Here is a 12,991-nt window from a genome sequence, read left to right on the forward strand (position 1 = left end):
AATATCATGATTAAAAAGGAACAAATTGAAGGGAATATTCATTTTGACCCTTTTCAAGCACGACGATATTAGATTATGCAAAATACGAAGGTAATTAGGTGAGCGTAAATAGACTGCATACCCGATGTTAAGCGAAGTAAAGGGACACTGTTTCTTTTTTTTAGCTCTTATCTAGCCGTATAACCTCCATCTATGACTAGCTCGCTACCAGTGACGAATTTAGATTCGTCAGATGCATGGTAAAGGATGCCATAAGCGATGTCAATCGGCTCTCCAACATGCCCAATAGGATGGAGGCTGTCAAGATGTTTCCTGAACGCTTCGACTCCCTCAGGTGATTTCTTCCCCAGATCCTCAACTAAAGGAGTCCAAATGTAACCTGGGTGTACTGAGTTGACTCTGATGTTATCCTTTGCATAGAGAAGAGCATCAGTCTTACTCATCAGTCTGACGGCGCCTTTTGATGCATGATATGGTGGAATATCTGGAGCGCTTATAAGGCCATAGATAGAAGACAGGTTGATCACGCTCCCACCACCGGCTTTCTGCATGTATGGGATTGCATGCTTGGTGCAGAAGAAAACACCCTTGACATTCACATTCATAACCTTGTCCCATTCTTCTTCGGTTATTTCGTGAGTTGGCTTGTTCACCCCGGCAATTCCTGCATTGTTAACAAGGACATCTATTTTCCCGAATTCCTTGAAGATATCGGTGAAAACTCCTTTCACCTCGTCTTCGCTCGTAACATCAAGATGCCAAAACCTTGCTACTCCGCCGAGCCCTTTGATTTCATCCACTAGCTCTTGACCCTCTTTATTCAGAACGTCTGTCACGGCGACCTTTGCACCTTCTTTTGCTAGGAGCAAACAGGCTGCGCGACCGATTCCCAATGCACCACCTGTCACGATGGCTACTTTACCTTCTACTCTACCCATTTCCTTACCTCCTTTTGATTTTGTTTGATTCCCCTCGAAGGGAGCATTTATTATTTTCGTGAATATCCTTCCTGGAAGTTTTCAATTGTGATAAGACGAAGGCGATGTTTCTTGTGGCTATTCTGCCGCTCTTCGTATGTAGAAGTGCTGAGAAATGTTTAATGTGATATGCGAGAAATAAGGAAGTTATACAGATTAAGATGGTATGGTCCGATAGCTTCCATGGTTATAAGGATATTTTCCCTGAGTTCTTTGGAGTTAGAAAGAAATTTCTCGAAACCTTTCCTTGAACGTTCGTAAAGCCAAGCTACGATCTTTTGAGAATCTGGAAAGAAAGGCAAACATTGAGCTCTGAGGAGAAGCTTCTCTCTACGAGAGGTGCGACCAATTATATATCTCAACTACTTCGAAACCAACGAATATTCACTCTCAAGTTGCCACTGATTTTCTATTTTGATATTTCTTTTGTTGACTTTTGATATGGTAATATACTTATTCATTCGTCCAAAATTAATTCCATTGACTCTTTTGGGTTGATAAAGTTATGGAGGACGAGCAACATACTTTTTATAGTATAAGCTATAGCTTATACTAAAAAGATATAGACAGATTTTGTATTCCTGAACCTGAATAAGACAGAGAACAATGGAGGTTGTCTCTAATTAGTTTGAGTTCCAGAGCTGAGACTTAAATATTTGCGTGGTTACTTGAATTGAATCTTGAAATGTCGTGTTATCTATCACTATTTTCTCTGAGGCATGTGGAAGCACTTGCACATAAAGGATGCTCAATTAAAAAAACCGGGGTGGATTTATCACCCCGGTTTGTTCCTGTAGTCACTTGTCCAAGCTCCCGATAGATGTTGTTGTCAGGATACCACCGCGTATATTGTAAATCATGGTAACTTTTATCCTATTTGTTTCTAGAAGCTTCTTCAGATCCTCGTAGACAATTTTTGTTGCTTCTTCCTGGTAAACCCCTACATTTCTGAAGCTTATGAAGTAATATTTTAAGGATTTGAGTTCCACTATTTTTCCACCTTCAGGATAGTATTCAATAGTAACTTTAGCAATATCTGGAAGTCCAGAGAACGGGCAAACAGCGGAAAATTCATCTGTCTCGATCTTTATGTATTCTTCAGGGCCATCGAATGGAACCGCTTCGAGAAAATCAGCCCTGATTTTGTCCTTCCCTTCAAAAGTGAATATTTTCCCTTCAGCTTTCGGCATAGTATTCCTCCTTTACTTCCCAGTGCCCCGTCACGGCTTTTACACCAAGATAAACGAACGGAGTGTCAATAGCAGCAATGAGTATCTTGAAAAGGTACTGAGAGAATATCATATTTATTAAAACCTGTGTAGGTACAACACCAGCAAAAGCGATGGTAATGAAAGTGACCGTGTCGATGAGCTGAGAAACCATGGTTGAAAGATTATTTCTGAGCCATAAAAACTTTCCTTTTGAAAGTCTTTTCCAGAAATGGAACGCCCATACATCGTGCCATTGGCTAATGAGATAGGCAATAAGGGATGCGATGGTCACTCTCGGAACTGCCCCTAGAACGGTGGCAAACTGTTCCTGCGAGCCGAAGAATTCAGCGGGTGGCAAAATCACAGCAATAAAAGTCAGAAATGGCACCAAAGCAGCGGAAATGAATCCTACTAACACGACTTGTGATGCCTTCTTTTTTCCATAGACCTCTGAGACAATGTCTGTTATTGCAAAGGTAACGGGATACATAAAAACACCTGCAGGAACAACAAAGCCGAGTACGCTAATAAGTTTAAAGGATACGATGTTTGAAACTACAAGAGCAGTAACGAATACCGCGGCTAATAGCAAAAACGCATTGTTCAGGTGATCTTTTCTCAAATTAAATACCTCCTTTTACTCTGCTTCTGATTTGGATTTTATCATCTAATACGTAAAGTATCTCGGCTTTCGTGAGAAGCCTTAAATAAAATTTATTTAAGGCTTTCTCTGAGTCACTTTGTCAAAGGGCGCTCTTTTTTATAGTGCTTAAAGGGGATGGAAATGGTTTTTATCTATTTTCGAAGAGACTATTTTTTCGGAATGGTATTTCGTTTCTTGCTTTGTTTTTTGCATCTTTTGTCTTTTCGATCACGCCAATCGTAGTGGAACTTTCAAATGATTGAGCGCAAATTCCGATTTGCAAATGACTGCTAAATGGCGTTATCAGGCTCTCTTACGAAAATCTTCCTTTTGATGATTGCAACACTTTATTTGCTTATATATGGATACCTGCAAAATACGATGGACAAAGTGTTTTTGTCCTCTACAACCCTCTTTCGATAATTAACGGGTGCGGCTTTTTCAATCGGAACTTTACCTTGTCTGAGAACTTCGCTAAAGCATTCGAAAAGCTGATTTTTATGACAAAAGCAGCAAAAGAGAGAGTTGGACGTACTACAATGAAGAAAAAAGTGGTGTTTGCATATCATACATAGATTACGATAATAAAGCAGAATATGTCATGATCAGAAATTATGGTTCCCTCGAAGTAAATCTAAAAGCTGGATGCTTTTGAATCTTAAAGGTCATGAGCACATTTTCGGAGCAGTGTGCTAAAACCGCTTGAGTAAGTAAAGATCTATTCAGGCCTGGTAGCAACAACAAACATCTGAATGTGCAGGTACATCTGGAATAATGAAGGTAACACGGCGTTCTTGTACGATATCAATGGGTATTTTGTCGATATTTACGTGTATTGAACCATTTTTTCAACGTGTTGGACTTATCAAGGCCTCAAGGAGCTCCTGCCTCCATTTGTCGGATGAAGGATCATAAATACCAAAGCCTGCACAGAACTCCCAGTAAATCCAACCGATTTCATATCTTTCCGCTATTTTTGATATATAGGAGGTCCATCTGACTCTGGAGTCATACTCGGCTTTACTATACGCTCCAAATTCGCCAAGTAAGATCGGGATGTTGTTCTTTTGCCCCCATTTTTTCGCTCTAGCAAAATCAAGTTTTATTTTGCACTTTTGCAGCAGGGTTCCTTTCCAAACCGTGCCCAACCACCTTTTGCTACCTTCAACCCATTCGGCACCCTGATGGGTGAAGCTAAAGGGTTCATAGTAGTGGAACGAAACCATTAAATTTTCATTGTTTGGCAATTCTAGAAGATTAAGCGCATATGGGCTTGCCCAATGGGGCGCATCGATTATTAGTATTCTTGTAAGGTCTATGATTCTTATAACCGCTATACAATCTTTAATTAAGGCGTTCCACTTTTTTGGCGTGAGGTTGCTGTGAGGCTCATTCAAGAGCTCGAAGTATAAGGTTGCCGGATAGTTCTTGTAATGCTCAGCAAGTTGTTTCCAGATACACAGGAATCTTTCTTTTTGTCTGTTCGGGTCGTTCATTAGTTCTTCGTAATGATGGATATTTATTATTACTGTAAGACCTTTAAACAAGGCGAGATTTATCAAATGATCCACCCTGTCGAAAAAGGCACTGTCAATGGTATAGGGGTAATCTTCCAATGCATGTGCGGACCATCTTATGGGTATTCTCACAGTGTTGAAGCCAGCGCTTTCAATCAGGCAAAAATATTCATTCTCGATCACAACGCCCCATTGCCCTTCTTTCGGTGCTTCAAGGGCATTTCCGAGGTTTATCCCTTTGATTATTTGCTCCGAAAACACCTGTGCACTAGCGAGCATTAGAAATAGTATCAGCAGTTTTTTCATCGCTCGTAAATCTCTTTCAATATTTTCATAAAAGCACTTTTCTGAGCCTGCGGCACAAGCTCTTTTTCAAGCTTTTTTTCTATGATCGGGAAATTTTCCCCATCAAATACCCTGGAAAGTTCCCAAGCTGTATAGCCTTTCAACTCAGTCACTTCGAAGAATGAATCTTCAGGAAGATTCCAAAAGTTCCAGGGATAAGGCATCTGTGCTTTTTGGTTTAGAAGTTCGATTTCTGCGACATAACCAAGCTCCGGAAAGTAGTAATCATCTATTACTCCCTCAAAATCCTTATCTGGATATACTCTTCTTATTTTAATGATCGCGGGCGAGGCTTTTAACCTGATGAACATGTTTTCTGCTTCAGAGGGTTGCAACTCACTTTCATTTTCTCTTCTGATGAGTCCGATACCTTGCTTTAATGTGGAAATCCAGCGGGTCTTTCCGAGTTTATCTACCATTAGTCTAATCCTGACTTCCTCCTCATCCGTGAGATACCACTGTGCGATCAACAGAATCGATTTTGCCTGTTTCAGCACATCAAATAGCTTTTTTTTCTTGATCAGGAACTTCCTTTCAATTTCAAACAAAATATCACGTCCTTTCTCGCGGTTACATCTTAACACAGACTTAATTGCCTTAACACTCTTAACATGATACCATTGTTCGTACTGATAAGTTTTATTGTTCGGAGGTTATTTTATGGACGAATTGAAAGACTTCGGTCATCTACATGAACACGAGCATGAGCATCATTATGAAATGTTTGCTATCTCAGACGAAGACGGTAACGAGCACAATTTTGCATTGATCACTCAGCTCGACGTCGATGACAAACGCTACTGGGTTTGCCAGGAAGCGTTTGTGGAGGGCGAAGAAGTTGTGGGCTTTGATGAAGACTCTTACGTTGTCTTCAGAGCCTCAGAAGACGAAAACGGAAACGTAATTCTGAATTCTCTGGATGATGAAGAATTCGAGAAAGTTAGCAAAGCCTGGGACGAAGAGCTTTCCCACATTGTCGGAGAAGAAGAAGAAGAAACTGAAAAATGATGAGTCCGTGCTAAAAGGGGGCGTATGCCCCCTTTTTTAATTGTATAATTATTTGTTGGGGGTGATAAAATGATACTTATAGAAAGCGTGTTCATGCCAGAAGTGCAACCCCTCATCGATAATATGCTCACTCTTGAGACTGGTGAGCTTGTTGGAAGGATCTATTCGAGGGGGATTATCGGTCAAAACGAAGTCACGGTAACCAGCGGATTTATAGGAAAGGTTGAGGCTGCCGCGATAACACAGAAAATGATAGATAGATTTTCACCAGGAATCGTCGTGCTCGTGTCCGGTGCAGGCGCTCTTGACACCAGTTTAAAACCTGGTGATATCATTGCTGGAACGGAATTTCAAGAATATGATTTGATAGTTCCAGCGAGGTCGAATTCCACTCGCATCACCTCTGTAGACTCGAGTACTATCGAACATGTGCAATCATTCTTTCCCGATGCGAAACTCGGAAAGATTGTTTCGGGCGATCGGCTTGTAGCAGATGCTAAAGAACGCGATAGACTTTACAAGGAAACTGCTGCTCTCTGTCTGGATATGGACTCCGCTGCTGTTGCAAGAGTGTGTCAGTTGAACAGTATACCATTCGCTGTTTTCAAAGTAATTCTCGACATGTGCGATGAGTATAGCGAGAGAGATTTCAGCGAGAACTTCAAATTGTATGCAACAAAGCCAGCCGAGATTATTTTTTCGATTCTAAAACGTCATATCCTTGATGTAAAGTGAACAAGGAGGGATAAGTGTGGACTGCATATTCTGCAAAATAATTGCTGGTGAAATCCCTGCTCAGATTGTACGGGAGACAGAACACTATATCGCTTTCAGGGATATCAACCCTGTTGCCCCGTCGCATGTTCTGGTAGTTCCAAAAAAACACCTCGAAAAACTCGGCGAACTAACAAACATGGATGAAAGTGCTCTCAGGGAGTTATTCGAGCTCGTACAGGACATTGCACAAGCGGAGAGGATAGAAGAAACGGGTTTCAGAACCCTTGTAAATGTGGGGAAAGATGCTGGCCAGGAAGTAAAGCACTTGCACTTTCATATCATTGGAGGAAGAAGATTGGGAAGGATTGGCTGATGAAAGAAAATCATTTTGAACATTATTATACACGAAAGCCAACTTCGCGCATAGAAGTAAAAGAAGTAAAACTGAGACTGAAAAATGGGAATTCGTACCGCTTTTTGAGTCCCAATGGTGTGTTTTCGTATGGAAAAATTGACAAGGCAAGCTTGTTACTTATCGAAAACGCGATAATAGGTGAAAAAGATAGGGTCCTTGATCTTGGTTGTGGTTATGGAGTCATAGGCATAACTATCAAAAAGGAAAACCCTGATATTACTCTATTCATGAGCGACATCAACGAAAGAGCAGTAAAATACGCGAAGATGAACGCCAGGGACAACAATATCCTTGCAGAAATAAGGCAGGGGAATCTATACGATCCTTGGTCGGAAAATGAATTTGATACCATACTCTGTAACCCACCAATGGCTGCGGGTAAGAAAATCTGGCAATCGATTATCCACAAGGCCCCTTTATTTCTTGCGACCGGAGGAAAACTCGAGATAGTCGCTTTTCACAACAAGGGTGGGGCCCGATTGGAAAAAATGATGAAGGAAGTTTTTGGTAATGTTAGAACGATGATTAAATCCGGAGGCATCAGGGTGTATGTGTCCATCAAGTTCTGATATTATAACTATAATCGATCTTAAAGCCGGTTACGACGGTGCTATCATCTTCAATGATTTCGATCTGGTAGTTAAACGTGGAGAATACCTTGGTGTTTACGGATTCAATGGTTCCGGAAAATCCACACTCTTGAAATTGATCGCCGGATTTCGTCCGCCTGTTTTTTACGGGGAAGTAGTGGTTGATGGAACAGTGGGATACGTTTTTCAGAACCCGGACAGTCAAATTATAGGAGCAACTGTTGAAGAGGACATTCGTTTTGGCCTTGAAAACATTTCACTTGATTGTGAGACAGTGGAAAGGCGTCTTTCGGAGATACTCAAGGAGTTTGGTCTTGAATCTCTGAGTTCGCAGGACACCCTCACTCTGTCTGGCGGTCAGAAACAGAGACTGACAATCGCATCCATTGTTGCTTTAAAACCTGATGTTCTGCTCTTTGATGAACCCTTTAGTATGCTCGATCGTCGTGAACGCCGATCAATAATGAACTTAATCAACTCATTCAAGGGCAATGGTGTAACTGTTATTATCGCCAGTACGCACCTGGACGACCTGAGCTTCTGTGACAGAGTTATCAAGCTTAACGGAGGAAGAAATCTTGATTAAATTTCGGAATGTGACTTTCTTTTATGAACCCGATTATTCTTTCCAGAGCGCCGCTTTGAAAAATATCAACCTCAGTATCAAAAGAAACTCTGTTACCCTCGTTCTCGGTTCAAATGGTGCAGGGAAATCAACGTTTTTGCTGCTCGCCTCCGGGCTATTCCAACCCACCATCGGCAGTGTTGTCATAAATGGATATGATACCTGCAAATCTCATGCAAAGAACATCAGAAAATTGGTAGGGATAGCATTTCAACGTCCAGAAAGCTATTTTTTCTGTGAGACGGTCGAAGAAGAAGTGTGCTACGCCGCAAAAAAGTTTGGACTTGATAATATACATGAAAGATTTAACAAAATGATGCAGGCTCTTGGCCTTAAAGCAGAAAGAATAAAGAACCTTTCGCCTTTTTCACTATCCGGTGGAGAAGCGAGAAGAGTTGCTATCGGCGGTTCGATAATTCACAACCCTGATGTCATCCTTCTTGATGAACCAACCGTTTCCCTTGATATCGAGGGTATACTTCACATAAGAAAGCTCCTGATCAGATTGAAAGCTGAGGGAAAAACAATAATTATCTCTACCCATTGGCCGGAATATTTTCTGGATATCGCTTCTGATATAATCGGATTTAATGAAGGACAGCAATACTTTCACGGAAGCGTAGAGGAGTTCCTAAAAAAGCCTACGAAATGGTATGAGATGTTGGGACTGTATATCGAAGAAGACCTGTACCAGATACGAGAACATTTCTTAAAAGCAGGTATAATACGTCCTTTTGAACCTGTGGGGTGAGTCGATGCTGAACATCTCTGTGATAGTCAACACGGTAGCTGTTCTGATAGGTTCGGTAGCAGGTATTTTAGGTGGGAAGTGGCTTCCAAAGAAATACAGAGAGGTGCTATTTAAAGTCATCGGACTTTTAACCATCGGACTTGGTATCAAGATGTTCTTTGAATACCACAATGCTTTGGTTGTTCTCGGGAGTATGGCTTTTGGTGGAATTTTGGGAGAGGCCTTTGAACTGGAAGACAAGATAGGAAAACTAACAGGAAAAGAGAGAAACGAAAACTTTGTAACAGGCTTTATTACCGCCACTCTACTCTTTGTTGCTGGTCCTATGACTATGATCGGTTCTATAAAAGCTGGTGTAGAGGGAAACAACGAAATCATTTTTTTGAAGTCATTTATGGACGGAATTTCTTCGCTTATGCTAGCCGCCAGTTTTGGCGCCGGTGTTTTATTTTCCGCAGTGTCTGTTTATGTGGTACAGGGTACACTCGTTTCTCTGGCGTCTGTTCTCAGTTTTTTGCAGGAACCGATATATCTGGGGGATTTTTCTGGAACCGGCGGCTTGATACTCCTTGGACTTGGAATAAGGCTCCTTGAAATAAAAGAAATAAAGGTAGGCAACTTTTTTCCGGCTTTAATAATTTCCCCGATTCTCACCTACATATCAGGCTTATTGTGATACCAAAAAAATTGTGAAAAAAAGGCGGGAGTGGTCCCGCCCTTTAATTGTTAATTATTCAATTGGTTCAAAGTCGTCTTTGCTGGCTCCACAAAGAGGACATACCCATTCTTCGGGAACATTTTCAAAGGCTGTCCCTGGTTCGACACCGTTATCAGGATCCCCGGCCTCTGGGTCGTAGATATAACCACAAACTGTGCATCTGTACTTCATGCTATCTCTCCTTTCACTTTACACTAATGGTTTTAGTATTTTCCCATAGCCCATGCAAATTGCAGTAAGAAATTGCCAGCAATGTTCCGCTCTTTTCAAGCTTTACAGATAAAGTGGTATGAGGGTCAGCAAGAACCGGTGTAAACTCTACATGACCCAGGTGAACAAGGAATTGACCGTCATCAGGTTTGAAATAAAGATCGACCCATTTGATATGATGTTCTATCGTATTTGGATGGGGTATTTCTTTGCCAACGCTTACCTCAATCATGAAAGACTTGCCTGCTTCAACTATATCGGGAGCTTCGATTACTGGAACATGCTTTTCGCCTTTCCAGTCTCCGCTTTTTATGAATTCCCCAATGGCCATTTAGACACCTCCTTGAAGTATTTATTCATGGATATAATAGCAGCGTTACCATGTAAACCAAAAGGTTTATCAACATTTTTATCATACCACAAAGATACAAAAATAATAATATTTAGAATGTATAAAAATAAAACTTGAACGACCGGAGTATATAGTGGAGTCTAAGATGTATAATAGATATGTAATCCCTTACTATGGAGGGGTAGTATGAATGAATTGAGTGGAATCGCCACTTCTACAGTGGGCGGTTCTCTAAATCTAACGGTGGCACCACTAGTCAGCACTGCTATCTCTCACGGAAGCGCTTTTCTGGGAGGATTGCTTTCATTTTTTTCGCCATGTGTTTTACCGCTCATCCCGGTGTTTTTTAGTGTTCTCATGGGTTCAGCAAAAAAACCAAAAGACAGGTTTTTGAAGGGTGTGTTCTTTACTATTGGGATGTCACTTTTCTTCTTTTTGCTGGGAACAGGAGCAGGAGGTTTGGGACAATTTATTGGCAAGAACAGAGAGTTAATGAACATTATTTCCGGAGGATTGTTCATATTGTTCGCTTTTCTTTATCTGTTTGAGGTCAGCTTTAAAGGAATCAAAATCAATGTTTTTAAGTTCCATGGCGGGGTTATATCCGCTTTCTTGTTAGGATCCGTATTAGGTATGATATGGGTTCCCTGCGCCGGACCTATTCTTGGTTCTATCCTTGTTCTAGCTGCCAATCAAGGAACCGCAAGTCAGGGTGGTTTATTACTCTTCACTTATTCTCTTGGGTTGAGTATACCGTTTTTGACGTTGAGTGGCTTCGTAGCGAAGTTGACTTCAAAGCTTAATTTCAGTGGTGAAAGTAAAGGAAGAAAAATAGTCAGGTATATTGTTTTCGTTTTACTTTTCATAGCTGGTATACTCACAATATTTGACAAATTGAATCTACTTCAGTTTTCCTTTTAATCTCCAGGTTTTTGATATATTCCAATAGCTTCAGGAGGTGTGCAAATGAAAAGGTCCATAATGTTATTAGTGTTTTCTTTGATGGCTGTTCTTGCTTTTTCCTTTGATGCGGTTCTGAATGATTTCGATATCGGAATGAAACTTGCACAAATCGAACAAAAACAACTTATAGTAATGTTTTCTGATCCGACCTGCTACTACTGTAACCTTTTCAAGAAATCCACTTTACCTGACGAAACCGTTGGACAATTGCTAAAGGCGGGATATGTGTTCGTTGAAATATACCCCTCAGATAATACCGCTACACTTGAAATTCAGGGAAAAGAAGAGACCCTCTCTTACAGAGACCTTTACGCAACCTTTGGCGTAAGGGGCACACCCACGTTCTGGTTTTTTGACGAAACGGGAACACCTTTGACAAGCTTACCGGGATATGTACAAGCTGATTATTTTGCAAATGTTCTTAGATTTCTCGGAGAAAAGGCATATGCTCGGGGAGTTTCTTTCTCTGACTATATAAATGAAAGTCATAATTACTTCGGCGAAAATAGACTCATTGAAGCGAGTAACGAGGATGCCCAGTACGTGCTTGAGCATGACCTCATAGCCATTGAATACTCGTCAGATAAGGAGTTTACTCCATTCGCTGTATGGGTTACGACCGATGAGGAAATAGCAAAGGAGCTCATTCAAAAAGGTGCCTTTCGTGTTCTATTGATCAAAGATGAAGCATGACTCATCCGTGTAATTAGGATTCATTCTTCAAAACACTTTCTACATTTCTTAATAATAATAAGGCCGGTCATGTGACCGGCCTTATTTTTCAAAATACTCGCTGGATATTTTTTCAAAAACTTCCGTCGTTGGTTTGTCAATGTTGCAGGCTCGAATTAGGACAATGGATGTCCCTGGATTATCCCTGAAATAATCCTTTACAGCTTGAAAAAATGCCCTTGCTGCTATCTCTTTTGGCACTCCGAAGATTCCCGATGATACTGCAGGAATGGAAATCGTCTTGACTCCTAGCTCACCAGCTTTTTTCAGAACGTTCATGAAGCTATTATAGAGTTTTCTCTGCACATCCTCTTGACCGTATTGAGGACCGTGCACGTGAATAATGAATTTAGCATGCAGCTCTCCAGCTCCTGTAACAGCTACTTCCGAAACTTCTAAAGGACCTGTTTTCCTGATAATTCTGTCACTTTCTTCCTGTATAATTTTTCCCCCTGCTCTAACAATGGCACCAGCGACACCGCCTCCATGCCTAAGATAACCGTTAGCAGCGTTCACTATGGCATCCACTTCTTCTCTGGTTATATCACCCTGCACTATCTGAATTACCTTTCCATCCTCCAATACAATACTCTTCATCATCATCCCTCCGAAGAATCGATATGTTTGGAAATAAGTTCCTTGAGTTTTCCAAAACCAAAATTCTCCTGACACACCCTGAAGTTGCGATCCACTGTTCTCCTATATCTATCGCTGTCGAAAAGAAAATCCAGCACCTCACGAGCAGCTTCATCCACTATCTTCGAATTAACACAAACGATTTCATTGATGGTGTTATAAGCATCCCCAAAATTTATATAATCGAGGTTTACAGGTTTTATGTCTGGCCAGAAATGTCATATTCAAACAATACGATAATCTTTCCGCAAAAACTGCCTCCAGAAGCTGGTTCTCCCAACCTTCCAGTATCGAGGGATGGGTGATAACCTCGACAACACTGTATGCGTCCCAAAAATTCCAAGTACCGGCTTCGATAGAGGAATATATGTCGATAATTTCAACGCCTTTCTCTTTAGCCAGCACGAGTAATCTATCCCTATAATCAATATTATCCTTCCGGTTCTTCATTCCAGTTGTTTCCTTTTCCCTTATTTTAAGCCTTATCTGTTCAATCCTTATTATAGGATATTCCATACATAAATGAACAGTAAAAATGTTCTATATCTCAAGCGATGATGTGTTGTAACTTGCTAATAAAC

At 40.9% G+C, this 12,991-nt stretch carries 19 protein-coding genes; 9 read left to right on the forward strand and 10 right to left on the reverse strand.

The features are described 5' to 3' along the window. Positions 1-167: 167 nt before the first annotated feature. The 5 genes from IX53_RS01735 to IX53_RS01760 all read right to left on the reverse strand — a co-directional run bounded on the left by IX53_RS01735 (position 168) and on the right by IX53_RS01760 (position 5,241). Positions 168-938 carry an SDR family NAD(P)-dependent oxidoreductase gene (locus IX53_RS01735; RefSeq protein WP_047753886.1) on the reverse strand — a complete coding sequence of 257 codons (771 nt, stop codon included), beginning with the start codon at positions 936-938 and terminating at the stop codon, positions 168-170. Between the two features lie 836 nt (positions 939-1,774). Further along, positions 1,775-2,167: a preQ(1) synthase gene (gene queF / locus IX53_RS01745; RefSeq protein ID WP_047753888.1), complete on the reverse strand. Its 393-nt coding sequence runs from the start codon at positions 2,165-2,167 to the stop codon at positions 1,775-1,777. Further along, the gene (locus IX53_RS01750) at positions 2,154-2,810 is read right to left on the reverse strand and encodes a queuosine precursor transporter (RefSeq protein WP_047753889.1); all 657 of its coding nucleotides are present in this window, start codon (positions 2,808-2,810) and stop codon (positions 2,154-2,156) included. Before IX53_RS01750 ends, queF begins: the two co-directional genes overlap by 14 nt. Positions 2,811-3,679: 869 nt before the next feature. Next, the gene (locus IX53_RS01755) at positions 3,680-4,654 is read right to left on the reverse strand and encodes a glycoside hydrolase family 5 protein (protein WP_082128437.1); all 975 of its coding nucleotides are present in this window, start codon (positions 4,652-4,654) and stop codon (positions 3,680-3,682) included. Then, the gene (locus IX53_RS01760; protein ID WP_047753890.1) at positions 4,651-5,241 is read right to left on the reverse strand and encodes a CYTH domain-containing protein; all 591 of its coding nucleotides are present in this window, start codon (positions 5,239-5,241) and stop codon (positions 4,651-4,653) included. The genes IX53_RS01755 and IX53_RS01760 overlap by 4 nt, the downstream gene beginning before the upstream one ends. Positions 5,242-5,353: 112 nt before the next feature. Here IX53_RS01760 and IX53_RS01765 point away from each other — a divergent pair, with 112 nt between their 5' ends. From IX53_RS01765 to IX53_RS01795, 7 genes are all read left to right on the forward strand, one after another. Next, positions 5,354-5,701, forward strand: a complete 348-nt coding sequence (locus tag IX53_RS01765; RefSeq protein ID WP_047753891.1) for a DUF1292 domain-containing protein — start codon at positions 5,354-5,356, stop codon at positions 5,699-5,701. Positions 5,702-5,770: 69 nt separating this feature from the next. Next, on the forward strand, positions 5,771-6,436 hold the full coding sequence (locus IX53_RS01770) for a 5'-methylthioadenosine/S-adenosylhomocysteine nucleosidase (RefSeq protein WP_047753892.1): 666 nt from the start codon (positions 5,771-5,773) through the stop codon (positions 6,434-6,436). Between the two features lie 16 nt (positions 6,437-6,452). Continuing rightward, complete coding sequence (locus tag IX53_RS01775) at positions 6,453-6,791, forward strand: histidine triad nucleotide-binding protein (RefSeq protein ID WP_047753893.1); 339 nt, start codon at positions 6,453-6,455, stop codon at positions 6,789-6,791. Beyond that, a complete protein-coding gene (locus IX53_RS01780; protein ID WP_047753894.1) occupies positions 6,791-7,402 on the forward strand; it encodes a class I SAM-dependent methyltransferase in 612 nt (203 codons plus the stop codon). Before IX53_RS01775 ends, IX53_RS01780 begins: the two co-directional genes overlap by 1 nt. Beyond that, positions 7,383-8,009 carry an energy-coupling factor ABC transporter ATP-binding protein gene (locus IX53_RS01785; RefSeq protein ID WP_053001099.1) on the forward strand — a complete coding sequence of 209 codons (627 nt, stop codon included), beginning with the start codon at positions 7,383-7,385 and terminating at the stop codon, positions 8,007-8,009. The genes IX53_RS01780 and IX53_RS01785 overlap by 20 nt, the downstream gene beginning before the upstream one ends. Beyond that, on the forward strand, positions 8,002-8,799 hold the full coding sequence (locus tag IX53_RS01790; RefSeq protein ID WP_053001100.1) for an energy-coupling factor ABC transporter ATP-binding protein: 798 nt from the start codon (positions 8,002-8,004) through the stop codon (positions 8,797-8,799). Before IX53_RS01785 ends, IX53_RS01790 begins: the two co-directional genes overlap by 8 nt. Positions 8,800-8,803: 4 nt before the next feature. After that, positions 8,804-9,475 carry a DUF554 domain-containing protein gene (locus tag IX53_RS01795; protein ID WP_047753895.1) on the forward strand — a complete coding sequence of 224 codons (672 nt, stop codon included), beginning with the start codon at positions 8,804-8,806 and terminating at the stop codon, positions 9,473-9,475. A gap of 54 nt (positions 9,476-9,529) precedes the next feature. Here IX53_RS01795 and rd read toward each other — a convergent pair whose 3' ends face one another. Next, entirely contained in the window at positions 9,530-9,688 is a 159-nt protein-coding gene (gene rd, locus IX53_RS10745) for a rubredoxin (protein ID WP_082128439.1), read from the reverse strand. Positions 9,689-9,701: 13 nt separating this feature from the next. Next, positions 9,702-10,058, reverse strand: coding sequence for a class II SORL domain-containing protein (locus tag IX53_RS01800; protein WP_047753896.1), 357 nt, complete (start codon positions 10,056-10,058; stop codon positions 9,702-9,704). A gap of 207 nt (positions 10,059-10,265) precedes the next feature. On the opposite strand from IX53_RS01800, the gene IX53_RS01805 reads away from it, so the two are divergent. Further along, entirely contained in the window at positions 10,266-11,000 is a 735-nt protein-coding gene (locus IX53_RS01805; RefSeq protein WP_053001101.1) for a cytochrome c biogenesis CcdA family protein, read from the forward strand. 45 nt (positions 11,001-11,045) lie between these two features. Then, positions 11,046-11,735 carry a thioredoxin family protein gene (locus IX53_RS01810; RefSeq protein ID WP_047753897.1) on the forward strand — a complete coding sequence of 230 codons (690 nt, stop codon included), beginning with the start codon at positions 11,046-11,048 and terminating at the stop codon, positions 11,733-11,735. An 81-nt stretch (positions 11,736-11,816) separates the two neighbouring features. Here IX53_RS01810 and IX53_RS01815 read toward each other — a convergent pair whose 3' ends face one another. The 3 genes from IX53_RS01815 to IX53_RS10860 are packed head-to-tail and all read right to left on the reverse strand — an operon-like array spanning position 11,817 to position 12,926. Continuing rightward, complete coding sequence (locus tag IX53_RS01815; protein ID WP_047753898.1) at positions 11,817-12,371, reverse strand: macro domain-containing protein; 555 nt, start codon at positions 12,369-12,371, stop codon at positions 11,817-11,819. Positions 12,372-12,373: 2 nt separating this feature from the next. Then, on the reverse strand, positions 12,374-12,529 hold the full coding sequence (locus IX53_RS10855) for a hypothetical protein (protein WP_156173081.1): 156 nt from the start codon (positions 12,527-12,529) through the stop codon (positions 12,374-12,376). Between the two features lie 37 nt (positions 12,530-12,566). After that, complete coding sequence (locus IX53_RS10860) at positions 12,567-12,926, reverse strand: hypothetical protein (RefSeq protein ID WP_156173082.1); 360 nt, start codon at positions 12,924-12,926, stop codon at positions 12,567-12,569. Positions 12,927-12,991 lie beyond the last annotated feature (65 nt).

Origin of the sequence: Kosmotoga pacifica (genome assembly GCF_001027025.1) — a bacterium.
Classification (GTDB): Bacteria; Thermotogota; Thermotogae; order Petrotogales; family Kosmotogaceae; genus Kosmotoga_B; species Kosmotoga_B pacifica.

Excerpts from the sequence above, each read along its gene's own strand:
- IX53_RS01735 (WP_047753886.1), bottom strand. The coding sequence starts at position 938 with ATGGGTAGAGTAGAAGGTAAAGTAGCCATCGTGACAGGTGGTGCATTG.
- queF (WP_047753888.1), bottom strand. The coding sequence starts at position 2,167 with ATGCCGAAAGCTGAAGGGAAAATATTCACTTTTGAAGGGAAGGACAAA.
- IX53_RS01755 (WP_082128437.1), bottom strand. The coding sequence starts at position 4,654 with ATGAAAAAACTGCTGATACTATTTCTAATGCTCGCTAGTGCACAGGTG.
- IX53_RS01765 (WP_047753891.1), top strand. The coding sequence starts at position 5,354 with ATGGACGAATTGAAAGACTTCGGTCATCTACATGAACACGAGCATGAG.
- IX53_RS01770 (WP_047753892.1), top strand. The coding sequence starts at position 5,771 with ATGATACTTATAGAAAGCGTGTTCATGCCAGAAGTGCAACCCCTCATC.
- IX53_RS01780 (WP_047753894.1), top strand. The coding sequence starts at position 6,791 with ATGAAAGAAAATCATTTTGAACATTATTATACACGAAAGCCAACTTCG.
- IX53_RS01785 (WP_053001099.1), top strand. The coding sequence starts at position 7,383 with ATGTGTCCATCAAGTTCTGATATTATAACTATAATCGATCTTAAAGCC.
- IX53_RS01795 (WP_047753895.1), top strand. The coding sequence starts at position 8,804 with ATGCTGAACATCTCTGTGATAGTCAACACGGTAGCTGTTCTGATAGGT.
- rd (WP_082128439.1), bottom strand. The coding sequence starts at position 9,688 with ATGAAGTACAGATGCACAGTTTGTGGTTATATCTACGACCCAGAGGCC.
- IX53_RS01800 (WP_047753896.1), bottom strand. The coding sequence starts at position 10,058 with ATGGCCATTGGGGAATTCATAAAAAGCGGAGACTGGAAAGGCGAAAAG.
- IX53_RS01805 (WP_053001101.1), top strand. The coding sequence starts at position 10,266 with ATGAATGAATTGAGTGGAATCGCCACTTCTACAGTGGGCGGTTCTCTA.
- IX53_RS01810 (WP_047753897.1), top strand. The coding sequence starts at position 11,046 with ATGAAAAGGTCCATAATGTTATTAGTGTTTTCTTTGATGGCTGTTCTT.
- IX53_RS01815 (WP_047753898.1), bottom strand. The coding sequence starts at position 12,371 with ATGAAGAGTATTGTATTGGAGGATGGAAAGGTAATTCAGATAGTGCAG.
- IX53_RS10860 (WP_156173082.1), bottom strand. The coding sequence starts at position 12,926 with ATGGAATATCCTATAATAAGGATTGAACAGATAAGGCTTAAAATAAGG.